This is a genomic window from Niabella yanshanensis (assembly GCF_034424215.1).
Taxonomy (GTDB): domain Bacteria; phylum Bacteroidota; class Bacteroidia; order Chitinophagales; family Chitinophagaceae; genus Niabella; species Niabella yanshanensis.
This window is the reverse complement of record NZ_CP139960.1, coordinates 5,268,501-5,294,113: the sequence shown is the minus strand read 5'-3', so window position 1 is coordinate 5,294,113 and position 25,613 is coordinate 5,268,501. Positions and strand designations below refer to the sequence as shown.

At 41.2% G+C, this 25,613-nt stretch carries 13 protein-coding genes; 4 read left to right on the top strand and 9 right to left on the bottom strand.

All coding sequences use genetic code 11. From position 1 onward, the window contains the following. Positions 1 to 3 precede the first annotated feature (3 nt). The 7 genes from U0035_RS21805 to U0035_RS21775 all read right to left on the bottom strand — a co-directional run bounded on the left by U0035_RS21805 (position 4) and on the right by U0035_RS21775 (position 10,708). Entirely contained in the window at positions 4 to 1,311 is a 1,308-nt protein-coding gene (locus U0035_RS21805) for a sugar MFS transporter (protein ID WP_114791080.1), read from the bottom strand. 19 nt (positions 1,312 to 1,330) lie between these two features. Continuing rightward, a complete protein-coding gene (locus U0035_RS21800; protein ID WP_114791079.1) occupies positions 1,331 to 2,098 on the bottom strand; it encodes a LamG domain-containing protein in 768 nt (255 codons plus the stop codon). 107 nt (positions 2,099 to 2,205) lie between these two features. Then, a complete protein-coding gene (locus tag U0035_RS21795) occupies positions 2,206 to 3,762 on the bottom strand; it encodes a family 20 glycosylhydrolase (RefSeq protein ID WP_211316435.1) in 1,557 nt (518 codons plus the stop codon). A 5-nt stretch (positions 3,763 to 3,767) separates the two neighbouring features. Further along, positions 3,768 to 4,559 (bottom strand): 6-phosphogluconolactonase, encoded by a 792-nt coding sequence (locus U0035_RS21790; RefSeq protein WP_114791078.1) that lies wholly within the window; start codon positions 4,557 to 4,559, stop codon positions 3,768 to 3,770. A gap of 84 nt (positions 4,560 to 4,643) precedes the next feature. Continuing rightward, positions 4,644 to 6,095, bottom strand: coding sequence for a CBM96 family carbohydrate-binding protein (locus U0035_RS21785; protein ID WP_114791077.1), 1,452 nt, complete (start codon positions 6,093 to 6,095; stop codon positions 4,644 to 4,646). 46 nt (positions 6,096 to 6,141) lie between these two features. Beyond that, positions 6,142 to 7,527 carry a RagB/SusD family nutrient uptake outer membrane protein gene (locus tag U0035_RS21780; protein WP_114791076.1) on the bottom strand — a complete coding sequence of 462 codons (1,386 nt, stop codon included), beginning with the start codon at positions 7,525 to 7,527 and terminating at the stop codon, positions 6,142 to 6,144. Positions 7,528 to 7,579: 52 nt separating this feature from the next. Then, positions 7,580 to 10,708 carry a SusC/RagA family TonB-linked outer membrane protein gene (locus U0035_RS21775; protein WP_114791075.1) on the bottom strand — a complete coding sequence of 1,043 codons (3,129 nt, stop codon included), beginning with the start codon at positions 10,706 to 10,708 and terminating at the stop codon, positions 7,580 to 7,582. Positions 10,709 to 11,046: 338 nt separating this feature from the next. On the opposite strand from U0035_RS21775, the gene U0035_RS21770 reads away from it, so the two are divergent. Beyond that, on the top strand, positions 11,047 to 12,081 hold the full coding sequence (locus U0035_RS21770; RefSeq protein WP_114791074.1) for a LacI family DNA-binding transcriptional regulator: 1,035 nt from the start codon (positions 11,047 to 11,049) through the stop codon (positions 12,079 to 12,081). Positions 12,082 to 12,128: 47 nt separating this feature from the next. Here U0035_RS21770 and U0035_RS21765 read toward each other — a convergent pair whose 3' ends face one another. Together U0035_RS21765 and U0035_RS21760 are read right to left on the bottom strand one after the other, a co-directional pair. Then, positions 12,129 to 12,896 carry a GLPGLI family protein gene (locus U0035_RS21765; RefSeq protein WP_245957724.1) on the bottom strand — a complete coding sequence of 256 codons (768 nt, stop codon included), beginning with the start codon at positions 12,894 to 12,896 and terminating at the stop codon, positions 12,129 to 12,131. A gap of 7 nt (positions 12,897 to 12,903) precedes the next feature. After that, positions 12,904 to 15,678: an outer membrane beta-barrel family protein gene (locus tag U0035_RS21760; RefSeq protein ID WP_245957723.1), complete on the bottom strand. Its 2,775-nt coding sequence runs from the start codon at positions 15,676 to 15,678 to the stop codon at positions 12,904 to 12,906. Positions 15,679 to 15,999: 321 nt separating this feature from the next. Here U0035_RS21760 and glgB point away from each other — a divergent pair, with 321 nt between their 5' ends. The 3 genes from glgB to U0035_RS21745 all read left to right on the top strand — a co-directional run bounded on the left by glgB (position 16,000) and on the right by U0035_RS21745 (position 25,599). Then, complete coding sequence (glgB, locus tag U0035_RS21755; RefSeq protein WP_114791071.1) at positions 16,000 to 17,964, top strand: 1,4-alpha-glucan branching protein GlgB; 1,965 nt, start codon at positions 16,000 to 16,002, stop codon at positions 17,962 to 17,964. Positions 17,965 to 18,098: 134 nt separating this feature from the next. Next, positions 18,099 to 22,196 (top strand): hybrid sensor histidine kinase/response regulator transcription factor, encoded by a 4,098-nt coding sequence (locus tag U0035_RS21750; RefSeq protein ID WP_114791070.1) that lies wholly within the window; start codon positions 18,099 to 18,101, stop codon positions 22,194 to 22,196. Between the two features lie 268 nt (positions 22,197 to 22,464). Continuing rightward, positions 22,465 to 25,599, top strand: a complete 3,135-nt coding sequence (locus tag U0035_RS21745) for a SusC/RagA family TonB-linked outer membrane protein (RefSeq protein WP_114791069.1) — start codon at positions 22,465 to 22,467, stop codon at positions 25,597 to 25,599. Positions 25,600 to 25,613: the final 14 nt, after the last annotated feature.

Sequence of the window (25,613 nt, the reverse complement as noted above, 5' to 3'; positions counted from 1 at the left end):
ATTTCAGGCATTCAGAGCCTGACTGGTCTTTTTCCATGACTGTATCCGGTAGCCATAAAAAGAATAAAAGATCAAATACAAATAACAGGGAATCAAGACCACATAACCCCATCTCAAACTATATAAATCAGCCAGGTAGCCATACGCCAAGGGTAGTAAAGCATTTCCGCAAAGTCCCATTACTAAAATGGAAGCACCTAGTTTCAATTTAGCGCCTAAATTATCTAAAGCCAATGGCCATATGCCCGCCCATATCATGGAGTTTGCAAATCCCAGCGCTATTATAAAATATAAAGAAAGATCAGTTTGATAACCCAATAACATAACCGTTTTTTCTGCCACCAATATGCCTATGGAAAAAAGCAAGCCGATTATAGTACAAACTCTGAATATATTTAGCTGGGATATAAACCTGGGTGTCAGAATAACGCCCAAAAGATAGCCGCAAATAGTAGCAAAAAGTGTAAACCCGGGAAAAACTTTAGCATTGATAAGAGCGATCCCTGTCGACTGCGCATAACCGATAATAGTATCTACAGCGATTACCTGGGAACCTACATGCAAAAAAATAGCTATTGCTCCTAATATCAGATGTGGAAATGCGAGGATGCTTTTATGTGCAGTTGCCTGGCTGCTTTTCTCCTCTACAAAACTTTCTATTTCAGGTAATGGAGAATAACGAACCACTACGCCCAAGAAAAATAACACAGCTCCCATACACGCATAAGGTTGTATCACACGAAGTATCAGCTTATCCAATAATGCACTTTTATTAGCCGGGGCCATTTCAGCAATATTTTTAAATAATTCTTCATCACCGGGTTTAAAAATTGCAGCGGCCAGGATAATTGGGGCCAGAATACCGGCAGTTTTATTACAGATGCCCATTATACCTATACGTTGCGCAGCACGATCCTTGGATCCTAAAATAGTCACATACGGATTAGCAGCTGTTTGCAACACCGTAAGACCGATACCAATAAAGAATAACCCGCAAAGAAATAAAGGATAGGCCCTTCCGTAAGCCGCTGGTATAAATATAAAAGCGCCCATTGCCATAATCCAGAATCCTATTGTCATCCCTCTTTTGAATCCTGTTTTTGTAAGTAAATAAGAAGCGGGTACGGACATAAGTAAATACGATATATAAAAAGCAAATGTGACCAGGTAAGATTCGAAATGAGTAAGCTCACAAGCCAGCTTAAAATATGGAATTAACATAGCATTGATCCATGTTGTGAACCCAAAAACAAAAAACATAACTCCGATAAAAATAATGGGGGTTGTTTTGTTGATTGCCGGCCTATTCATAGAACGTTTCTTTATGCTTTTACTTTTTTTCTATAATCCTGAACCCTGAGACGATGACTTCTGTTTCTTTACGATTGGCAGGGGGAAGCCCCTTAAAAAGCCACAAATTCAACTTAACGCTTTCATCTCTGTCTACAGGTAAGTCGTCTCCGGAATAGGCCCATTTCTGAATCATATTTCCAGCTTTCGCGGTATCCCGCAAAAGCCCCCTGAAACTGGCAAAAGCAATTTGATCGGGAAACCAATCGATCCAATGAACAGATTGATGATCGGCATGATTCAGGAAAAACTTTTTTTTATTGCCACTTTTATCTCCCGGCTGTACAACGAACTGCGCATCCATATTTTGATCTACAGACCATTTCGAAAATTCTATATCTACTTCCTGGTCATCATTTTCATAAATAAATAACCCGTTTACTACATTTTTGTCAAGCGTGTCTACCCTGCTATCTAACTCAAACAGGTATCGGCCATAGGTATAAGACTTTAACAGCTTTATGCCTGCACAGTACCACTGGCCGTTACGCATGGTGATTCTAAGGTGTAACCTTCCGTTATTATCCAACCACACATTATCTTCTGAATCTGAAAAGAAATTTGGGCCCGGGCCTGCTGCTTTTCCTGACGATGAACGCACTTCCCACTGATGCCCTGAAAAAGTTATTATTCTAGCCCCCTTTACGGGTGTTTCGTCCTCCTGGTTTCCGGAAGTTGTTTTTTGACAACCTGTATGAAGCAATAATAAAATAATCAACCCCAGCTGTATTGTAATATGTTGAAGCATTATACTATAATTTAAAAGTTTCTTCAAATCATACAACCCGGCTATTTCGGACTGTTATAGTTGTGCAGATAATCTTCTGAGGCAAAACGCACTACTTGCTACCCATTTTATAATTTTCTAGCCATTCGCTGATATAAATTCTCTATCGGCTTATTTCTAACAGCATTTTGCTTTTCGATTTCAGTTTTTTTAAGAAATCCTTTTTGTAAACTTTCAAACCGTTTATCCAATATCACTCCCTCTTCTTTTAAGCGTTCTACTTTATTCAATACTGCGTTAACCTTATCTATAGTAAAATCAGCCTGATTACAGATAGCCTCCAGCTTTTTATAATCCAGATAATATTTTCTCAAATCCGCCATCAATCTAAAATGCTCCACCTCATCTTTGTTTCGCAACGGATTTAGCTGGCTTAGCAATAATCTTGCAGTATCATTTTCTTCCTGTAATCTTTCTATTGACTTACCTTGAGATGACTTTCCATTTTCTATAAGCTCGGGCCGAAGCATTAGTGCCAGCCATAATTGCCCGCCCTCTTTTACTGTCAACCCGAATCTTTCCTGTGCGTATTTCACTACCCATGACTTCGGATCAATTGCAGTTCTTTGATTTAAAGCCTGCAAATAGGAAGCTATTAAAATACGAAAGCCGGATAACGGATAATTGTTCCTTATAGGCACCATATCGGTAATAGTATTTCCAACATCCCATATAAAGCTATATACTCCGGAGGTCGACCAGGATGTCATTATAATCCCATCATATTTAGACGCGCGTGCATAAGGTATAAAATCACGCTGGTTATTGAAGTGAGTTTGCCAATCAGTAACATACCAGTTATCAGGATGACTTCTCAAAGAAGGTGCGCCCCAAAACGTAAATCCTTTTCTCTGTAAATCACTAACGTTTCCAAAGTGATTAATTTTCCATCCATAGTTCCAATCCACCAAAATAGTTTCCTTAGGAAGTTCATTAGCTGCTTCGGGGTATTTTAAAAGCATATCTGACCAAATCACTGGTGTTTTCCCCAATCTCAAAACAATGCTACACATCATTCTCATATAATCAACGAACAACTTCGACACTCCTTCTCTGGCTACTTTTTCCTTACAGGCAGCACAGTGCCCAAGCAGTCTTGTTTCATCACCACCTATATGAATATATTTTGAAGTATGCAAAGATGCCTGGTCTGCAAACAAGTCTGAAAACAGCGAGCTAGCTTCTTTTTCTTTAAGCGGGCATATCTGGGATATATTCTTTTGATCCTCGCTTAAATTGCGGTACCGGTCATGCCGTAAAATATATTCCGCATGGCCAAAGCATTGCTGAACAGGAACAACATCTACTCCAAGCTCATTGCAGTAACTTACAAAAGAGGCTATTTCAGCTCTTGTATAGGCCACTTCGTTTGAAATAGTTGCATTATTTTTATACGGATATGTGGCTTCCCATTCCACAACTAAAGTATTAATGCCGAAGCCCGCCAGCTCCCCGGCAAAATGCCGGAGTGCATCCATAGTCATAACCTGGCTGCGAAGGTCAATAAAAAATCCTCTGTGATTAAACCGGTTGTCTCTGCTTTGCTGTGCTCTTGCCGGAGGAACGGTTGCTAACATACTGATCAAAAGCAGGGCTGCGTAAACGAGCGTTTTTATATACTTCATTATTACTATTGTTTCTTTGATCTCTCCTCAACCAACTGGTAAGACTCTTTATCAAAATAAAAGCTGCAGTTGGCGTGCGTACGTAAAATGGTAGCAGGACAGGCTTCACTTATGGGCTCCATTAAAGTTCCCCAAACTGCTTGTTTTTTGCTGCTACCCGGCACCATACAAAATAATTGACCGGCCTGCATAATCACGGGAATTGTTAAGGTTAAAGCAGTTTTAGGTACTTCATCTAAATGTAAAAAACAACCTTCATTTACCTGTTGCATACGGCACAGATGATCCAACTCTACTACTTTTATTAATGCCTCGTCGTTAAAATCCGCTACAGGTGGATCATTAAAGGCAATATGACCATTTTCTCCTATTCCAAGACACACTATATCTATTGGCTTTGCTTTAATAAGCTTTTCAAATCGCGCAATTTCTTCCTCCACTGCATGACCGGCAGTAATAAGATTTACTGCTTTAAAACGAACTTTGTTAAATATCTTTTCATTGAGATAGGATGCGAATAACGCATTAGAATTATCCGGTAAGCCGATGTATTCGTCCATATTAAAAGCCACAACCCTGCTCCAATCTATCCGGGGCGATGAAGACAGATATTCTAATACTTCATTCTGTGAAGGCGCAGCTGCAAATATCATTCTCAGCTCATCCTTCACGCTCAATAGTTTAATTATTGCATTCTCAATATCGCTTCCGGCTGCATTGCCCAACAATCTGCGATTTTCAAAAACATGCACATTGTTAGTTTGTAATTCATAATGCATCAATATATCTTTTTCCATAGTTAATTAATACAAATATTTATTTCTCATTAAGAACCAATAAAGCTATTTGCTGTTTATGCTATCAGGCAACTTTGTATATTTTTATTGTATTGTTATATTAAAATCAAAAGGATCAATGATCCCGCCGTCGGGATCGCTTACAGATATCTTAAATTTATCCCCACTATTATCAGCATTTCCATGCACATAAACAATATTATTAACGTCCAGATCAAGCTGCGTAAATGTACTGCCCGTGGTTAATATAGTGGATCCGGTAATCAACCAGCCCTTTGCAGGAACAGAAACTAATTTATAAGTAATATCTTCATGTGCTGCACCTTCCATTTTTAGCACGCTGCTTGTTAAAACTTTCACTCCTCCTTTTGCAACTGCCAATCCCTCATTCATACCCATGGCAAGCGTACTGTTTCCGGATGAAAACGTTGTAACCAGCCGGGGAGGCTTGTTGGCAGCATTTTCTTTTGAGATCAGATCATTGGTCTCATCGCCACGCGGATCGCCATCGATTAGTATGGCAATTTTCCTGGGTTTTACCAACTGCGCCGCTATAAAACCAGTGCAATCCCATTTAAAATCCGACACTTTACTGGTAACCAGGCTTGCTATTGGTGTTGCACCGGCTGCAGGAGCATTGCTCCAATTCAATGTTCTTTCGGACCAGCTGGTATCGGGCACATTATACAGGTATAGTCGTAGCCCCTTTGCGGCGGTAAAGCTTACGCCTACTTCTATGCTTGCCTTCCTTAATTGCCCTGTAGTTGCAATATCATTTAAATCGAACATCATATATATCTTCCTATCGTACTCCCCTGTATTGTCTACATTTTTTGAACGAAGCAGCGGATTCAGCCCGTAGTTAGTTGTGCTTAACCCACCACCATTGGTATAAGCATCCTGAATAGCATAAATAGTGTCACTGGCCAAAGGCATTTCCGGGGCTCCTCCTCCCGTACGGGCCGAGAAATATACCAGTTCGGGAACAATGTGAATTGCGCCGTTTGTGGGCTCAAGGTTGGAAATTGAAATCGTCCAGCTTTTATTAGTACCCTCATTAATCATTCCCTGATAATTATTATTCCGGGAGAGATACATCCATTGTCCGTTCTCGGTTTCAAAAGCCACAGGGTTATTCCTTTGATTGTAAGTAGTATCAGAAAATACGGTTTTGTTCTTTACAATATGATACAATAACACGTTCCTCAGTATAGGAACAGGTACTGCAGCTATATTTACGTACTTGTTTGCTGTTAAATACTTGCCGAACGCTTCATTGGTAGGTGCTATAAAAGTATGTAAGTCATTGCCACTGTAAAAATCACCCAGACCTGCTATGCTAATGGCCTGCGCTAACATCGACAACGAGTCTGTACTTTGTACAAAAGCAAGCGCAGACACGCCCAGCTGGCTACCTGGATTATCATACTCATACTTAAACTGCGGTTGCTTTTGACAACCCGACATAATAAGAATATACAGTACTAATACCGCTAACAGGGTGGAACCTGATTTATAGGTGAAAATTATTTTCATTTGGTATTTTTTTTACGATGTCATGATCCGGGTTCGTTAAATATATTTATCTGTAAAAATCGTTCTGATTAAGGTTGGGATTTTTGTTCAGGGTACTGACGTGAATGGGCCAAACAAGATTCCGCTGATCACTCAATCCATTAATGGGCGACATCGTTGCTATCGCTTTATCAGTTCTGACCAGATCAAACCAACGTTTACCTTCAAAGCATAATTCTATCGACCTTTCATGTAAAATAGCCAACTCTAAATTGCCATACCGGGCAGCAGCATTCTCTTCATTTTCTATAGCAGGCAACCCGGCCCTGCTCCTGATACTGTTGAGCAGGCTTAAAGCCTCTGCTATATTTGAGGCGCCCCCTAATTTCACTAACGCTTCTGCACGCAAAAGAACTATATCTGCAAGCCTTAATAAAACGATATTTTGAGCTGAGGGAGACGGGTCTTCATCACTCACACCTTTTCCCAGAAATTTCCATATAGCCTTGGGCTGTGCAATGGTAGTGTCATAAACATATGGGATGCGCAGGTCTCCTTTTTCATAAGAAGCTCTGAATTTAACTGAAGGGAAAAATACAGGATCGGAACCAATAGCATACAGAACTCTCAAAGAATTGGTCTGCGTTTCATTATAACCCACTTCTAATATACTTTCCGATGAATATCCGCCCGTAAATATCTTTCCCCATTCATCCATTGTTTTTGCCAAAGAATACAAGGTATTATTCAACACCAGCGCGGAGGAGGTCACAGCCTCCGCATACTTCTTGCGCCACATATATACTTCAGTAAGTAAGGCGTTGGCACTGCCTTTCGTAAACATCACTCTATCATTGTCGCTATTAAAGCGATCTAAACAATTCGCTGACGCCAATTTAAGATCGCGCTCGATTTGATCTAAAACCTCTTCGCTGCTATTCTTAGCCACAAATATATCCTGGTCAATAGAATTGTAAGGTTCTACAATTAATGGCACATCGCCCCAAACTCTCACCAGATAAAAATATGCCAGCGCTCTTAATGCGTGAGCCTGCCCAATCAATTGCGCACCTCCATTACCACCGGAATAAGCATTAGGTATATATTTGATTGCGTAATTGGCCCGACTAATGATCGTATACAAATTAGTCCAGTTCGCCGAGGTCATTGACTCATTGAGGTTATTCTGCGTCAGGATTAATCCTTCCCCCGATTGAGTTGTTTGCACATTATCGGCCCTACCTTCGCCCCAATAAGCAAAATTTATTCTAAAAGCTGATTGAACGGCATTATAAATACCATAAATACCAGCTTGTGCATCTGCAGGCGTTTTATAAAAATCTTCTGCCGAAAAACTACTTACCGGAGCCTTGTCTAAAACCTGTTTTACACAAGAGGAAAATAGCAGCATGCTACACAAAACAACAATTACATTTATAGATATAATTTTCATAACAGGTAGTTTACATTTTACAATCACTCTATTTATTTTCATAAACATTGATTTATAAGTCTACATTTAAACCAAAAATGAATGTTCGGCTCTGAGGGTAAGAACCTCCATCCAGTCCAATTCGTAGTCCGCTATAAGAGCTGATATCGGGATCATAGCCTGTATATCGTGTCCAGGTAATAAGATTTTCACCAGATGCATATAATTTAACAGCGCTTATTTTAAGGCGGTTTATAATATGCTGGGGTAGAGAATAGGACAGGCGCACTGTTTTTAGTCTTAAGTATGACCCGTCGTAAATCCAACGATCGGAAACCCTGCTATTAGTGTTAAGGGGATCGTTAAATATAGGCCTGGGATAATCAGTTATATCTCCCTGTTCTTTCCATCTGGTTAAAGCATCTCTGGATACGTTGTTATATGCCACAACAGAGTTTCTAAGCTGATTGAGTATACTGTAAATCTGGTTTCCTTTAGAAAACTGGAAAAACACATTGAGTGAAAAGTTTTTATAAGAGAAGTCATTCGTTATACCGCCGGTATAATCCGGTTGGCCATTTCCGATTATCTGTTGATCCCGGGCATCTATAATGTTATCTCCATTAAGATCATCCCATATGGGGTCCCCACCTTTATAAATTTTCCCATTCGAAGAAGCATTTCTTACCTGGTTTACGTTATCCGCATCATTTACATATACACCCAGAAATTTATATCCGTAAAAAACTCCAATCGGCTGGCCCACCTTCAAAATATGGTAAACTCCATTTTGTATGTAACCATTGGTTAATACATTATCTGGCAGGCTGATGATCTTGTTGCGGTTGACACCTATATTAAAGTTCGTATTCCATTTAAAATCTCTGGTTAGATTAAAAGTTGTTAACGACAGTTCAAAGCCTTTATTCTGTATACTGCCTATGTTTTGAGTAATATAGCCAAAGCCGCTTGTTTCGGGTATCGGCACATCAAATAAAAGATCGTTGGTATTTTTTACATACACATCACCGCTTAATGAAACACGGTAATTGAATAATGAGAGATCCAGACCTAAATCGTACTGTGTAGACGTTTCCCAGGTAAGGCCCGAGTTAGGCATTATGGTAGGCGCCGCACCGGAATTATCTAAATAATTGGCGCCTATCGCAAATTCTCCGCGAGCTGTATAATTTCCAATGGCTTCATTACCTGTTTGGCCAACACTAAATCTTAGCTTACCATCACTCAAAAAAGAGAGCTTTTCTAAAAAAGGTTCGGCTGAAAACCGCCATGCAGCAGATACCGACGGGAAATAACCAAACCTGTTTTTCTTGCCAAATCTCGAAGACCCGTCAGCCCTTATATTCGCCTGAACGATATACTTGCTGTCGTAGTTATACCCTACTCTTCCATAATAAGAAGCCATTCCATGCTCCACTGTTGTATTTACAGCCTGGTTGGATATGGTACCAGCCCCATTGAGCGTTCTTATGTTATCACTTGCGAAATACATTCCGTCCAGGCCTGTGGTTTCCAGCTTCCACGCCTGCTGGCTGAAACCAGCCATTGCAGAAATATTATGCCGCTCATTTAGCGTGGTATTGTAGGTGAAATAGTTTTCATTAGCCCATGTAAAGTTAGTGATGGATCGCACAGCTCCTGAATTATATCCTTCCCTGTAATCTACAGTTGCAGGTAAAAATTCATCTTCTTTCATTGACAGAAAATCAATGCTGACATTAGTTCTGAACTTTAGATTTTTTAAAATCTGGTATTCGAGGTACTGGCTTCCTACCAGCCTATGGGTTCTGTTTGTATGCGTTGCTTCTAGTGCCAGGCCTACCGGATTTCTTTTTCCATTGAAATAATTGATAGGCGACCCATCGGGGTAGGTTAGTGCATATGTGGGCGGACGCACCAATATTGACTGTACGAGGCTGTGGTTGCCATCCCCGCCTGCATTGATGCGGTTATTGAGCTCATGGCTGTATAAAATATTATAACCTAGCTTTATTTTAGAAGAAATATCAAAATCTGTATTCAACCTGGATGTTATGCGCTTATAATTTGAAGCAATAAAGATCCCATCCTGGTCTAATAAAGAAGTGCTGAGTGAGTAGCGTGCTTTTTCACTTCCTCCGTTTACCGATACATTCGCCTGCTTTTGGTTAGCAGTACGGTACATAACGTCTTGCCAGTCCACGTCTCCGTTATTCATAGGATTTAAAGAGTCTAACACCGACCAGTGCGGAATGGTGGGTATGGTAGCGCCGTTATATTTATCCAGATTTTTATAGGCATCCAGTATATTAGCCCGCCACTGCGTGGCGTTTAATACATCCAGGTACCTGGTTATTTTACTTACCCCTGTATAAAAATTCAGGCTAACTTTCGCCTTTCCGGCCTTTCCGCTTTTAGTAGTAATCATTACTACCCCATTAGCGGCTCTCGACCCGTAAATAGCGGTCGATGCAGCATCTTTTAAAACTTCAATAGACTGAATGTCTGCAGGATTAATATAAGATAACGGGCTTAAACCATGTGAGTCAAATCCGTTAAGCTGAGAAATAGACGATGACTCTATAGGAATTCCATCTACCACGTATAAAGGTGCATTTCCGGCATTTAAAGACGACTGCCCGCGCACGGTTACCGAAATACCGTCTCCCGGCGCTCCTGAATTGGATACCACCTGCACACCTGCCATCCTCCCCTGCATGGCCGTAAGCACGTCTTTGACCGGTGTGTTCTCTATATCCTTCGCACTTACAGAAGAAATGGCCCCTGTTATATCCCGCTTTTTTTGAACACCATAACCAACGGCCACAACTTCATCAAGGCTGGCTACGTCCTTTTCCAACGTTATATCAACAACCGTGTTATCTGTCACTACAAACTCCTTTGAAATATACCCCACAAAAGAGAACACCAGAACATCCCCGGTTTTTGCTTCTACAACATATTCGCCTTTCTCATTTGTTGTAGCACCCGCAGTTTGTCCCTTAATAGAAACGGAAACCCCTGTTAGCGGCTGCCCGTTCTCAGAGTCTGACACCTTACCTTTAATTGAGGTTTGCCATAAAGAAGATGCTCCCGATATAGCCGGCATCAAAGCCAGGAAACAAACAAGAATAGGCAAAGATTTACCTGAAAAAACACGTCCGATAGTTTTTGCCAATTGCAGTCTAATGATTTCAATCATAGTTAAATGTTTTATAAAAACTACGCCAGTAGCTATCCAACAACTATATTATATACACTGAATATCACGGTTCTTCACCCGGGCTAACCTACCAGAAGCAATCGTTTAAAAATGTAGTTAACCCAGACTTTTGTCTTAGTCTTAACCAAATATAAAACATCCATTTATTTTAAGCAAACGTTTGCGTAAAATTTCTAAATAAAATTTTATTTTCCTCTAGCTTGCTACTATTTTCTAAAAAAATACAACAAAACAAACAGATTATTATTCAATTTCGTATATTTATACAAATAGTTCATCTATTGAACTAACACAAACGTTTGCATAAATCTATTGTAATGTCAGTCTCTAAAATCACTATAAAAGAGCTTGCGGAAAAAATGAATCTGTCTATTTCCACTATCTCCCGCGCGCTCCATGATCATCCGAGCATTGGAAAAAAAACGACTGCCGAAGTAAAAAAAATGGCCAGGCTATTAGGATATGTCCCTAATTCCGTTGCATCGAACCTCAGGAGAAACAAAACCTATACGATAGGTGTAATTGTACCCCGCATAGATATTTATTTTCATTCGCATGTTATTAGCGGAATAGAAGAGATTGCTTATAAACAAGGCTATAACGTCACTATATTTCAATCGAGAGACTCGTTAGACCGGGAAATTAAAATCACCCAGATCTTACAATCTAAAATGGTAGATGGCATTATAGCCTGCATAGGGCTTGAAACAAAAAACTGCGACCATTTTCATAAGTTCAGGGAATTAAATGTGCCATTGGTATTCTATGATCGTGTGAATAAAAGCTTTGATGTAAGCAAGGTGGTGATTGATGATTTTGAAGCTGCTTTTAAAGCAACGGAACATTTGATTCACCTGGGGCGAAAGACAATCTGTCATATAGCCGGCCCTCAATCAACTGATATTTTTAAAGCCAGACTGGAAGGATATAAAGCCGCCTTAATTCAACATCATATTCCTGTAAATAATAAGCTGGTAAAATATACGTCTGAATTGAGCTATGAAGAAGGCGCCAGCTGTGCAAAAAGGTTGCTTTCCTCAGGAACGGTGCCCGATGGAATGTTTTGCGCGAATGACTATACGGCCATAACAGCCATGCAGGTATTTAAAAAAGCTGGCTATCAAATCCCTGGTGATATTGCAGTAGTAGGATTCAGCAATTACCCGATTTCCAGGATGCTTGACCCTACGCTCACTACTATTGACGACAGCGCCTTTGATATGGGACAGGCTGCAGCCAAACTATTAATCCGGAATGTTGAAGAAAAGAATAATACTATTGCAACAGAAACCATCGTTATTAAAACGAACCTGGTTATTAGGGATTCTACCCGTATGGAAAAAAGCGCTTGATAATTTTTGAGTTCCTACCATTATCCTTGCTAACCGGATCTTCATGTTTAAAGAAAGGTTCGCCATATCATCTGGTTCATCCATTTCGCCGAATTCTTGCCCCATTCTTTAATACGGGATTTTGCAAGGTCCGTTAAAAGGATCTGCAATTCGGCTTCAGTTTTCTTTTTCCCTTTTATTGGTTCTTTTATTTCTGGTTTATCCAGCGTAAGTGTTGTGGCAATCCAGCTGGTATACATACGCGGTATAGTCAGGCCCAGTATCATTCCGGGAAGTCCGTTTACACTCATAGGACCACCGCTAATGGCTATCTCATCGGTGTAGTAAGCAAATACATAAACGCTGTCAAACAATATAGTACTGGCCCGGCGGCAATTAAAGCCTGCAATCTGTGTATTATCGTTTGGATACAATTTCCATTCCACATTTTTAAGATCGCCGGTAATCAGGTAATTGTCGTCAATGGCTTTCAGATTAGCGAATTTTTTATTGGTATAGTCGCTATACCAAAGATCATCTTCGTTTATATTACTCAACCAGGGCGATACTTTTTTGGTATCCGCATTTCGGTCAAATATATAATTGGCTTTATTGTCACTAAAGCTATATTTATAATAATTAACGGTAAACTGTGGCTGAGAGGCTATGATCTGCTTGAAAAAACTGTTATCATCATCATCCCAGGCCACTGAGGACAATGATTTCTGAAGATTGGTTTTTACTTCAAACTCTATGGTACCACTGGTTATAAATTTTTGGGCCTGTGCCAAACCAGCATATAGAAAAGCGGTCAGTAGGAGTAATTGCTTCATCATAGTATTTTTATTTAGCCGTTGGAGTACCGGTGCCATTTTTTGTAATGTTCCAAACAAAAGAAACCAGCCAAAAGCGCTGCAGTGTCGTTCTGTAGGTCTCCGTAAAACTGTAGTTACCGAAGTTCCTGTTATAACCCCTGTTTTGGTTCAGGATATCATATATAGAAATTCTTGCCTCAAACTGGTTTTTATACATCTTTTTTGTTATAAAGCCATTCCATATCACATAATTATTATTAGCAGGGAAGCGCGGATCTTTTTGTACATAATTGGCATCCACATCTGTTCTGATTTCGATTTTACCCGGTAGTTGTACATTTCCCCAGATATTTAATCCGCCGCTCCAGTAATTGGCATTGGCATTGCTGCTCACCGTGGCCCTGGTATTGTTATATCTTGCATTGGGGGCCAGACCAAAATCATATTTTTCATCTACACTTTTATAAACATCTATTGAAAAGCTATAGATATTGGTTTTGGTGATGTTTTTAGCGCTGCTGCCGTTATCGGCCGAAAAGCTGCTTACGAAATCCACATTCCTGTTAAATCCATATCCTACACCGGCGCCAATGCGAATACCAGGACCTTTCCATTTAAAATTATAATTAAAGTTAGAATTAAAGCTGGCCACTCCATTGGTGTTAACATCATAATATCTTCGTATACCATCAGCAAACTCACTGAATTGTGTAAATGCGTTCTGCCTGAAATTATAGCTCGCATAAGCCCATATGCCACGCTCCTTCAGTGTCTTGAAGCTATTATAATAGAGATCAAAGTCGTGGGAGAAAGAGGGTTTCAGCAATGGGTTGCCCACCCTGATATTCAACGGATCTGAATTATCGGGTATGGGTTGCAACTGATTCAGAGAAGGCGCACGCCCCGCACCATTATAATAAAAATTCAGGGTTTCGCTGGGCTTGATCTTGTAGGTAAGATTGGCCCTGGGAGAATGATTCACGAAGTTATACCCACGGGTTGTCCCATTAGTAAGATCGCGTTGATCGAGATTGGTGAAAGCCGCCGAAGTACCCAAAGAGAAATTAAGTTTCTTTTTATTGTACCTGAAATTAATACCGGGTGCGTTACTTAAAGTATTAAGCTGAAAATCGTTACTTAACGAATCTACAAATTGATTATAGCCGCCCGTTCCATCATTAAAATATACATTCCTGTTATTCGCATTTTTTGTTAGCCCAAAGGAATAGCTCAATTCAAGATAGAAATCCTTGAGTAAAGGCTCGGTATATGCAATACGGGTATTGAAATTGTTGAGCACATTGTCTGAAATTGTATTTTGATCTAGTGTACCTGTGCTGTCAACTACCCCGTTCCTGTAAAAATCGATATTAGAATAGAGCAAAGCAGTGCCTTTTGCCTCTGTATGGCTAAAGCCTCCGTTAACAGATATGGTTCGGTACAATTTTTTGAACTTGTGCATCCAGAGTAAATTGGCGCCCATATTACTGTTATCCGTTTTATTGTGTCCATGCCTGTTGTTTACATTGATAAAAGAGCTATCGATGTTTCGGTTTTCACTGTAATAATTATAACTGGCATCCATGTTATTAAAATTGCCCTGGGCTGTTAGCTTCAGGGTATTCATGGAGTCAATTTTGGTTTCAAAGATCAGGTTGGCACCTTGCTTCAGGTTAGAGCTAAAGCCGCTGTTATTATTATAATTCAGCCAGGTCGAATCAGGCAAAAAATTCCTGGAATAACTTTTGGTTTCTCCTGGTGCATTTATTTTGGTAATACGATAACCGGCGTTAATACTTTGCTTATCACTGTTAAATTTATTATTATAGTGTATACCGCCGTTCCAGTTAGTAGGTATACCATCGCTCCGGTTATAATCCCCGCCCATAGAACTGAAAGAAATGCCACCATCATCGGTAGCCTGCACATCGCCCGTTCCGCCATATTTGTTCCTATCATCCCAATCCAGGTTTAGTTTACCTGTATTGCTCATAATTCCATAGGCAGATATCTTCCGCTTTGCTTTAAACGCGTTAAACATGAGGGCATTATTAAACTTATCACCCTCTCCCAGGTTATTACCATTCTTAAGCCCGCCTCCTGCTTCAATTTTTGCAAAATATCCCTTCTTTTTGTCCTCCTTTAAAACCAGGTTCATCGTTTGCTTGCTTTGCCCGTCATCAATACCCGTAAAAGCAGCCTGGTCGCTTTTGCCTTTATAAACCTGCACATCTTTTACAATATCAGCGCGGAGATTTTTGGTGGCAATACCCGGATCGCTGCCAAAAAATTCTTCTCCATCTACTAAAAAACGTTCTACCTTTTCGCCCAAAGCGGTTATCTGACCGTTACGATCTACCTGTACACCCGGCAATTTCTTCAGCAACTCTTCTACGTTGGCGCCTTCTCTTACCTTAAAACTATCGGCAGTATAAATAGTGGTATCCCCTTTGATCCGGATGGGTGATCCTGTTTTTACCACTACTTCTTCCAGTAATTTACTTTTGGAGATCATATTAATGAAACCCATATCAACGGGTTGTCCTGGGTTCATGATGATCCTGTCAGAAAAGTCGGCAAAATAAGGATGCGTTAACAGCAATACATAACTACCGGTGTCAGGTACGTTTAATTGAAAATCTCCCTGGGCCCCGGCTCTGGTAAATGCTGTCAATATAGAATCTTTACTGTTAAACAAGGTAATAACTGTATTCTGAAGGTTTTTATGCTCTGAAGAGTCTACCAGAGCGCCCTTTATAACAGATGTTTGACTATAAGCACACGAACATGCAAATAGTATCATAAGTGTTAAGTATAATCTCATAAGTTGTTTTGACAAGTAGTTATTAGCGTTATGACGCGCAATGAACAAATTTCCATAAACAATTAGCAACCTTATATTTTTCAGCAACCAATTTTTTGTTAAAAAACACGACACCACTGGACATCTACGAATGACACGTAGCTTTTTTTCAACAATCAACCAGTAATAAAAATAGAGGTATTTATTTCAATTGAGTATAGATATCCGGTAAACCAATAAATTTTATCGGTGAACATCGGATTTAAATCAAAACAGGGTCATCAGTGTTATAATTATCGTAAATTGCTCCAAACATATACCATGTCTATTGATATTAAAGTTTTGCAGGAAAAGTTTGAAAAGGAAAATTTTATAGACACCTCAAAACCTGTCTGGAATTACTCCATTCTCACCTCAGAAGATATCAGTAATTTCCAGAACGGTTCTAATTATACATTATATCAAAAATTTGGTTCGAAGGCCCTGCAGGTAAACGGCATTTGGGGCATGTATTTTTGCGTGTGGGCTCCCAGCGCCAAATTTGTTTTTGTAACCGGCAATTTTAACGATTGGAATAAACTTTCTCATCCGCTTACACCCAGGTGGGACAATAGCGGCGTATGGGAAGGGTTTATACCAGATATCAACCATGGTGAGTTATACAAGTATCATATAGTAGGGCCTAATAATCGCATTGTCGACAAAGGTGATCCTTTAGCTAATTTCTGGGAACTGAAACCACTTACAGCTTCTATTACCTGGGATCTTCAATATGAATGGAACGATACGGAGTGGATGCAAAAAAGAGCAGAACCTAATGCACTGGATGCGCCCTGGAGTGTATACGAGGTTCATTTAGCCAGCTGGAAAAGACCCGATGCAAACGACGAACATAAATACCTGAGCTATGACGAAATCAAAGAAAGCCTGGTACCCTATGTGAAAGAGATGGGCTTTACCCATGTAGAATTTATGCCGGTGGCAGAGCATCCTTTCGATGGCAGCTGGGGTTACCAGATCACAGGATATTTTGCGCCTACCTCAAGGTTCGGAGATCCGCAGGGATTTATGCGCCTGGTTGATGCGTTTCACCAGGAAGGTATTGGTGTGATACTCGATTGGGTACCATCGCATTTCCCTTATGATTCGCACGGTTTGTTTATGTTTGACGGCAACCATACTTATGAGTATGCCGATATGCGTAAAGGTTTCCACCCCGATTGGAACAGTTACATTTTTAATTACAAAAGAGGCGAAGTAAAATCCTTCCTGATCAGCAATGCGCGATTTTGGTTTGATCTTTTTCATATCGATGGTATACGCGTAGATGCGGTAAGCTCTATGCTTAAACTGAATTACTCCCGCAAAGAAGGCGAATGGGAACCCAATGAACATGGAGGAGATGGTAATCTGGAAGCTATTGAATTTATAAAAAATTTAAACGAAATGGTTTACCGCGACTTCCCCGGCGTACAAACCATCGCCGAAGAAGCAACCGACTGGCCCGGTGTTTCCAAACCCACTTTTACAGGTGGCCTGGGTTTTGGTATGAAATGGATGATGGGCTGGATGCATGATTCGCTTGATTATTTTAAACTGGATCCTGTTCACCGCACCTTTCATCAGAATCAGTTTACGTTTAGTATGATGTATTATTATGATGAAAACTTCATGCTCCCCATCAGTCACGACGAAGTGGTACATGGTAAAAGTCCGCTTCTATTTAAAATGCCCGGCGATTTATGGCAAAAGTTTGCCAATCTCCGGCTGTTCTTCACTTATATGTGGACACACCCCGGTGGTAAGCTGTTATTTATGGGCAGTGAGTTTGGACAAACCAGCGAATGGAATTATAAATCTGAACTGGATTGGCACTTATTAAAGCACAATAGCCACAAAGGGGCGCAGCATTGTCTTAAAACGCTTAACCGGATACTCAAAGAAGAACCTGCGCTTTACAGTCGCCAGTTTGATATCGGGGGATTTGAGTGGACAGACCTCAATCACCGGAATGAGGGGGTGATGGTATACAAAAGAAAGGCTGAAAAAGACGATGATGATGTGTTGATCATACTAAACGCCACACCAGAAGTTCGCAACGACTGGGTAATTGAGACCTATGGTAAAAAATACACCAGGGAATTGTTCAACTCTGACCTGAAAGAATTCGACGGAACCGGCGATGTGTATAATACTGATATCAGGTGCGAATTAGTGGATGAAGCAACTAAAAAATATCATATCACGATCAGTCTACCCCCATTGGCGGGTTTAATACTGAAGTAAGGGCCTATTAGGAAAACTTCTATCCCATAGAGAATTGCCGGATGAGCAAAAGGCCAACGGTTATCTAACTAATGACCTATCTATTATTTAGGCTTAAGATTCCGTATACTTGCTATATAAAACGATGAGGCTTAATGATGAATAACTATATAAAGTGGTTACCCCTGTGGTGCGTCATTTTATTTTTGAGCGGCGAAACTTTTGCTACATCTCCGTCCGATTCGTTCCTGGTACAGGCTTACGACAACTACAATGGTTTGTCCAACAGCTCTATTAACGACCTGCATATAGATAAAGATGGATTGCTTTGGCTGGGAACCTGGGACGGCCTGAATATGTTTGAAGGCACCCGGTTGCGGATATTTAATTATAATCTCAGTAATGATCAGCAAAGCATCGGCGGTAATATCATCCAGGATATAGATGAAGACCAGGCAGGAAATTTATGGATCACTACGGTAGGCGGTATTACCCGTTATGATAAAAAAGAAGGCAGGTTTTATAATTTTTTTTACCAGCAGAACCTGCCGGGGAATATAACTGAGCATGAGTACAAAATTGCCATTGATCAAAACGGTCAGGTATTTTGCTATACTCATCGCCAGGGTTTAATACGCTATAACCTCCAGCAAAACAAGTTTGAAAACATCCCCGGAACCAACTCAATTAAAGTAAAAAAGATATCCTTTGACAATAGTAACCGCTTAATCATTCTGACAGAAAACGACCAGCTTCAACTTTGGGCCAGCAACGCGAACGCACTTAGATTGAGTCAGTCAATACAAAATAATGTCACAAATTTCTTCCTGGTCAACGGCCAGCTCTTTTTTACCAAAAATAATGATGAATACTTATATCGCTTTGATCAGGCAGCTACGCCGATTGTTTCATTAAATGGAGCCATCAACTCCATTATATATTATAGTAATCACTACGTGGTTGCCTGGGCAACGGGCGGCTGTACTGCATTTAATAACACATGGCAGTTGTCTGGCTTTATGTCGGGTCTACTTCGATCACTGGCCAATATCCGCATCACCAGCTGGGCATTGAAAAATGAAACCCTATGGGCGGGCACCGATGGTAATGGTGTTGTGAAAATAACACCTCAGACAAAATTCTTCGGAACAGTTACTATGTCTCAGCAAGGCAACGCCTATAACCGGCCGGTACGCGCTTTTTGTGAAGATGGACAACAACTATGGGTGGCCACCAAAGGACGGGGCATCATTACCTACAACAATATTTTAAAGGACCAGGAACTTAAAAATATTACAGCCCCTCAATACCTGGACAATAATGCGGTATATGCATTGAAGAAAGGTATCGATAACCTTATTTACATTGGAACAGATGGAAACGGATTGAATATATATGATATCAAAAGGAACAAATTCCTCAAATGGTCTGACATTCTAAACAAAGAAAACTCTCCTGCTTTTGGTTCGGTATATAGCATTTACCAGGATCCGGATAGTTCTGTTTGGGTGGGCACCAGTGGCTACGGGCTATTACACCTCCGGTTTTCAAAAGACGGGAATGGAAATATTAAATTGGTGTACGGAAGAAAATACAGCGCCGGGCAAAGAGATAAAGGACCTGCCAATAATATTATTTACTCCCTCACCCCTTATGATAATGACCATATATGGGTGGGTTGCCGGTATGGCGGACTAAGTCTCTTAAACAAAAAAACAGGCTTTTTCAGAACCTTTAAAGCTTTTACATATGAGGGCAGTTTATCCAATAACGACATTATTTATATATATAAGGACAAAAGAAATATCCTATGGATAGGTACCAGTTACGGACTTAATTTTTTACATCCAGACGAAATAAAAAAGACCAACCCTGTTTTTGGAAAGATCACCACCGAAGAGGGTCTTCCTAATAATACCATACATGCTATTACCGAAGACGATGAAGGCAACATCTGGATCAGCAGCAACAAAGGTATCGCCAAGATAACCTGGCCCAACTTATCGGTTAGTAACTACCAGCAAACAGACGGCTTGCAAAGCAGTGAATTTAGTGATGGTGCGGTTTGGAAAGACAAAGACGGTAAATTATACTTCGGAGGGATTTCAGGATTTAATAGCTTTCTGCCGGCACAGATCAGTAAAAGTAATTACCTGGGTAATATTTTGATTTCCTATGTAACAGCAGGGAATCATAGTTCAGGACAGAATAGTCTTTTTGTTTTTCAAAATAATAATACGGTTGCGCCGCTCTCCTACACCACTCCGAGGGACGAAAATTATATCAGCCTGGAAGCCTCAGCCATTAATTTTGCCAATGCTGAAAAATTTGAGATATCCTATTTCCTGGAAGGGTATGACCATACCTGGAACACGCAAAAAGCTACAGCCAAAATATCCTACAGTAATCTGCCTCCCGGTAACTACGAGTTAAAAGTTAAGTGGAATAATGGCGAGGGGCTCAGCTCAAAAGAAATAGCCGTACTCCAGGTGAAAGTGCAGCCTTATCCCTTGTTGAGTATTTGGGCCATGGTTGTATATGCACTTATTATTGGCTCCGCTATATATGCATTATACAGCTACCGGAAAAGAAGAGCTGCCATAAAACAACAACTAAAATTAGAACAATTGATGCGCTTAAAAGAGGAGGAAGTGCATGAAAACCGTATCGGATTTTTTACCAATATAGCGCACGAACTGCAAACGCCTTTAACCCTTATTATGGGCGGTTTTGAACGTTTCATGGAAAGAGCAGATACGCTGGTCATCAAAGATGATAAGGGTAAATACCTGTCTTTGATCAAACAACAAACGGCTAAGCTCACGTATTTGTTACACCAGCTATTTGAATTCAGAAAAGCCGATACAGGATATACACAGAACCGTTTCAGTTATCTGAACCTGACTGCCTTATTAACCAATATTGTAGAACCATTTGCGCCACTCGCCGAGAAGAGAAAGCTGGAATATGACTACAATATTTCCGGTAATATGATGGGTTGGATGGACAAGGATAAACTGGAAAAGATCCTGTTCAATTTGCTATCCAATGCTTTTAAATACACGGGCAAGGGAGAAAGAATAAGCTTCCAGGCTACGGCGCGGGATAGCCACCTTTATTTGCAGGTCTTTAATTCGGGAGTTCAGTTACCCCAGGAACAGCTCAGGGATATTTTCAGGAAATTTTATACCGGCGATAATATAAAAAATGCGCCTGACACTTATGGTACAGGTATCGGGTTGGCTTTTACGTCTCAACTGGTGAACCTGCTGGAAGGAACTATTATTGCGGAAAACCGGGAGGATGGAGTTTGCTTTACAACCACCATCCCCTTAAAAAATACCGGCCAGCAGGTTGCAGATCATCCCGTAGCGGATGCAACCCCTTCTGAATTATTTACAGTAATGACATCTGATAGCCTGGCACGCCCGGCCAACATGGGCAATAAAACGGCTGCCATGGAAGAAATCCTGAACGCCGAAAAGGATATTGTGGTTATTGTAGATGATGAGGCCGAAATACGCTACCTCCTTAGAGATATACTAAAAAAAGATTATATCATTTACGAAGCGGAAGACGGGCAACAGGCTATAGCGCTCATTAGTAGCTATATGCCGTCCCTGGTTATAGCCGATATCTTAATGCCGCTACTAAACGGGCTGGAATTGTGTAAACTGATCAAAGAAACGCCGGCCACCTGCCAGATACCGGTGATCCTGCTATCGGCCCGGTCGATGGAAGAACAGCATATCGAGGGCTACGAAGCGGGAGCCGATGCTTATATTTCTAAACCTTTCAACACATCCAACCTGAAAGTCAGGGTTAGAAAGCTGATTGAATACCAAAAAAGGATCCAGCAATTATTCAAAAACACAGACAATAATAATATACCCGTTCGCGACGCTGGGATCAAAAAAGATGATAAGGCATTTCTTGAGCAGCTCACCAATATCATCCGGGAGGAAATATTAAACCCTGAGTTGAATGCCGGTTTACTTGAAAAAACTCTCTTCCTGAGTAAAATGCAGCTGTACCGTAAAACTAAATCTCTAACCGGCATGACACCCGGGGAGTTTATCAAACATACCCGCCTGTCAAAGGCTGCCGATCTGCTGGTACACACCAGCATGCCGGTTGGAGAAGTGTTCCTGAACAGTGGTTTTAATAATGAATCTTACTTTTTCCGGGAGTTTAAGAAAAGATATGAATGCGCCCCCCAGGATTATCGAAAAAACAACGAGCTAAAAGCCTGACCTCTTATTTAAAATTGAAAATCAAGTCTTTAATAAACACAAAAAGCCTTCTTTTGCAATAATAATACAGTAAAATGCAATAATGGTACACCCGTTTCGAGAGTGTACAACTGTAGTTTTGATCAATCATCTTAACAGTGATTGCCGGTTTATGCTATACGGTTTACCACGCTAAAAAAAGGGAGGTCCCGCGCTTGTCGAAAGGTGAACTCATTCTGACAGTCCCTGTATGAAAATGTAAAAACGATTTAATTCTAAAGCCATCAATATGATACAACAACCGAACGAAAATTGTTTGTCCGTCGCAGATTCCCAATGGTCCGGCGTGCTTCGCCTGCTGAGCTTCGGCCTGGCGTTGTTTTTATGCACCCTTACCAGTTTTGCCCAGCAAACCGGCCGGGATATATCCGGCAAAGTGGTTTCGGCCAATGGAGAGCCGATCGCAGGGGCCACCGTTTCAATAAAAGGTACCAGCAACGCTGTTGTATCGGATAATGATGGCTCATTCTCTATCAGTATACCCGAAAATGCAGTTCTGGTTATTTCTTCTGTCGGATACAAGGAGCTGGAAGTTACTACCGCCGGTTTAACCGATTTTAATTTTACGATGACGCCCTCAACACAGGCAATGGACGATATTGTGGTGGTAGGTTATACTGCCCAAAGAAAGAGCACGATTACCGGTGCCGCTGCCAGTGTTAATATGGCAGATCTCAGCACCCGCCGCGTGCCGGATGTGGGGCAGTTACTGCAAGGAAACGTGGCCGGTGTACAGGTAACCCAGAGTACGGGCGCACCCGGCGATGGCATAGAAATAAGAATACGGGGTAACGGAACTATTGGAAACAATAACCCTTTGTATATAGTAGATGGCATTCCCTCCCGCGAGATCAATTTTGTGAATCCCCAGGATATTGAAAGCATAACTGTACTGAAGGATGCAGCAGCAGCGGCTATTTATGGCTCGAGAGCTGCCTCTGGTGTGGTTGTAATCACCACTAAGGGAGGTAAAAAGGGGAAACCTGCTATAGAACTCAATTACTTTACCGGCTTTCATAAGGTGGCTAATCTGCCTACCATGCTCAACGGCAGCCAGTACATGGATAAAATGGAAGAAAGCTGGAATAACTCAGGCAACACAGGCACCAATCCATACACCACTGATAAAGCAAGAACCGACCTCGCCAATACCAATTGGCTGGATGAGCTGTTTACGACAGGACGTAGCCAAAATGTAGCCATTACCGCCAGTGGTGGCGACGAATCGGTACAATACCTGATATCAGGTGGATACTACAAGCAAAATGGTATAGTCATTTATGATAATGACCAATATGAAAGGATCAATTTCAGAAGCAATGTGATCGGCAATTTAACGAACCGGCTGAAAGTGGGCGCCAATTTGCAAATTACCAATATACGGCAGGACAAAATATCATCAAGTGGCGACGCACCGGGAATCATACGTCATGCATTTTTACGGCCACCGGTAATTTCAGTTTTCAAAGATCCCTCAGATCCCACCTACTCACCCGAAGATCCTTATACCGACCTCCCCTTCTTTTATAGAAACGTACAGGCCAATGGTGGCAGCTGGAACGGTTCGGCTAATCGTTATGAATTTAGTGCCAATCCTATCGCCTTGGCCTACTTTACCAACGATAAAAGAGTAAATTTAAAAACCTTCGGAAATGCTTTTGCCGAATACGCATTTCTGGCCAACAAAGAACTAAAATTCAGAACCAATTTTGGTATTGATCTCAATATGCTGCACAACAAAGCTTTCAACCAAAACTTTGGAGATGTGGATGGTGGCGGCGCTGATGGAGATAAAGGAATGGGAAGGCAAAACAGGCCCAATAGCCTCAACGAGAACCGCGGCCAGGAAACTACCATTACCTGGAACAATACCTTGCAGTACACTAAAAGAATAACCGACCACAATTTCAGCATACTGGGGGGTACGGAATATATACAAAACCGGGCTTCTTCCCTTGGAGCCTCACGCGCACGCTTTGAGTATACACAACCAACTTTCCAATATATGGACTTTGGCGGTACAGCAAAGGATCTCTGGAATAGTGGTACAGCTTCAGAGTGGGCATTGTTCTCTTTATTTGGCTCTGCTAATTACAATTACCGTAATAAATATTTTGTAACAGCCAGCTTAAGGGCAGATGCTTCGTCACGTTTTTCACCCGAAAATCAATGGGGATATTTCCCGTCCGTTTCCGCAGGCTGGAGAATATCCCAGGAAAGCTTTATGGATAATGTAAGCTGGATATCGGACCTGAAACTGCGCGCCAGCACCGGTACGCTGGGTAACCAGGAAATAGACAATTATACCTACCTCACTTTACTAAGAAAAAACGGAGAACAATATTTGATTTCAAGATATGGTAACCCCGACCTGAAATGGGAAAGTACCCGCCAGGATAATATTGGATTAGACCTGGGCTTATTAAAAAATAAACTGACGTTCACTTTCGACTATTTTAAAAAGACTACATCAGATATTTTGCTACCCAGATCGTTGCCAGCACTCGTTGGAAATGTTTCTGCAACAATGGTAAATGCGGGTACCGTTATCAATAAAGGTTTTGAGGCATCCGTTAGCTATGACAACACATCACGCGACTTCACTTATGGCATTAGTGCCAATATAGCTACGCTTAAAAACGAAGTGACAAAGTTACACCCCAATCTGCCCAACCTAACCGGCCCTGTTACCAAAACAGAAGCTGGCTATCCCCTAAACTCCTATTTTGGATATGTAATGGAGGGTATTTATCAGAACAGTTCGGAGATTGCTACCCATTTACACGGTGTAAGCAGCCCTTCACAGGTTCCCGGGGACATTCGTTTCAAAGACCTCAATGGCGACGGCGTCATTAATGACAATGACCGCACACATATAGGGAATCCTAATCCCCGATTGGTTTACGGCGCCAATTTCAGGCTGGGTTATAAAGGCCTGGACCTTTCTTTTCTTTTCCAGGGCGTAGCAGGAGTAGAGCGTTACAATGACCTGAAGAAGATCATAGACTATGACTCCCGTCCGTTTAATCATACGATAGCTACATTAGGCGCCTGGAATGGCGAAGGCAGCACAAATAGTATGCCGCGCTCTACCTTCCAGGATAATGGCAGCAGCCAGGTATCCAGCATTTTTGTAGAAGACGCCAGCTATTTGAGATTGAAAAACATAGAGCTCGGTTACGACTTAGGCCGTGTGGTAAAGCCAGGCACAGTATTCCAGAATTGCCGGCTGTATGTATCTGCACAGAACCTGTTTACCGTTACAAAATATACCGGCCTGGACCCCGAGTCTACAGCCTTGATAGACCAGGGGACCTATCCGCAATCGCGCAATGTAATGATGGGCATTAATGTCAGATTCTAAATTCAACATCTACA

Coding starts and splice junctions, on each gene's coding strand:
- U0035_RS21805 (WP_114791080.1), bottom strand. CDS start 1,311: ATGAATAGGCCGGCAATCAACAAAACAACCCCCATTATTTTTATCGGA.
- U0035_RS21800 (WP_114791079.1), bottom strand. CDS start 2,098: ATGCTTCAACATATTACAATACAGCTGGGGTTGATTATTTTATTATTG.
- U0035_RS21795 (WP_211316435.1), bottom strand. CDS start 3,762: ATGAAGTATATAAAAACGCTCGTTTACGCAGCCCTGCTTTTGATCAGT.
- U0035_RS21790 (WP_114791078.1), bottom strand. CDS start 4,559: ATGGAAAAAGATATATTGATGCATTATGAATTACAAACTAACAATGTG.
- U0035_RS21785 (WP_114791077.1), bottom strand. CDS start 6,095: ATGAAAATAATTTTCACCTATAAATCAGGTTCCACCCTGTTAGCGGTA.
- U0035_RS21780 (WP_114791076.1), bottom strand. CDS start 7,527: ATGAAAATTATATCTATAAATGTAATTGTTGTTTTGTGTAGCATGCTG.
- U0035_RS21775 (WP_114791075.1), bottom strand. CDS start 10,708: ATGATTGAAATCATTAGACTGCAATTGGCAAAAACTATCGGACGTGTT.
- U0035_RS21770 (WP_114791074.1), top strand. CDS start 11,047: ATGTCAGTCTCTAAAATCACTATAAAAGAGCTTGCGGAAAAAATGAAT.
- U0035_RS21765 (WP_245957724.1), bottom strand. CDS start 12,896: ATGATGAAGCAATTACTCCTACTGACCGCTTTTCTATATGCTGGTTTG.
- U0035_RS21760 (WP_245957723.1), bottom strand. CDS start 15,678: ATGATACTATTTGCATGTTCGTGTGCTTATAGTCAAACATCTGTTATA.
- glgB (WP_114791071.1), top strand. CDS start 16,000: ATGTCTATTGATATTAAAGTTTTGCAGGAAAAGTTTGAAAAGGAAAAT.
- U0035_RS21750 (WP_114791070.1), top strand. CDS start 18,099: ATGATGAATAACTATATAAAGTGGTTACCCCTGTGGTGCGTCATTTTA.
- U0035_RS21745 (WP_114791069.1), top strand. CDS start 22,465: ATGATACAACAACCGAACGAAAATTGTTTGTCCGTCGCAGATTCCCAA.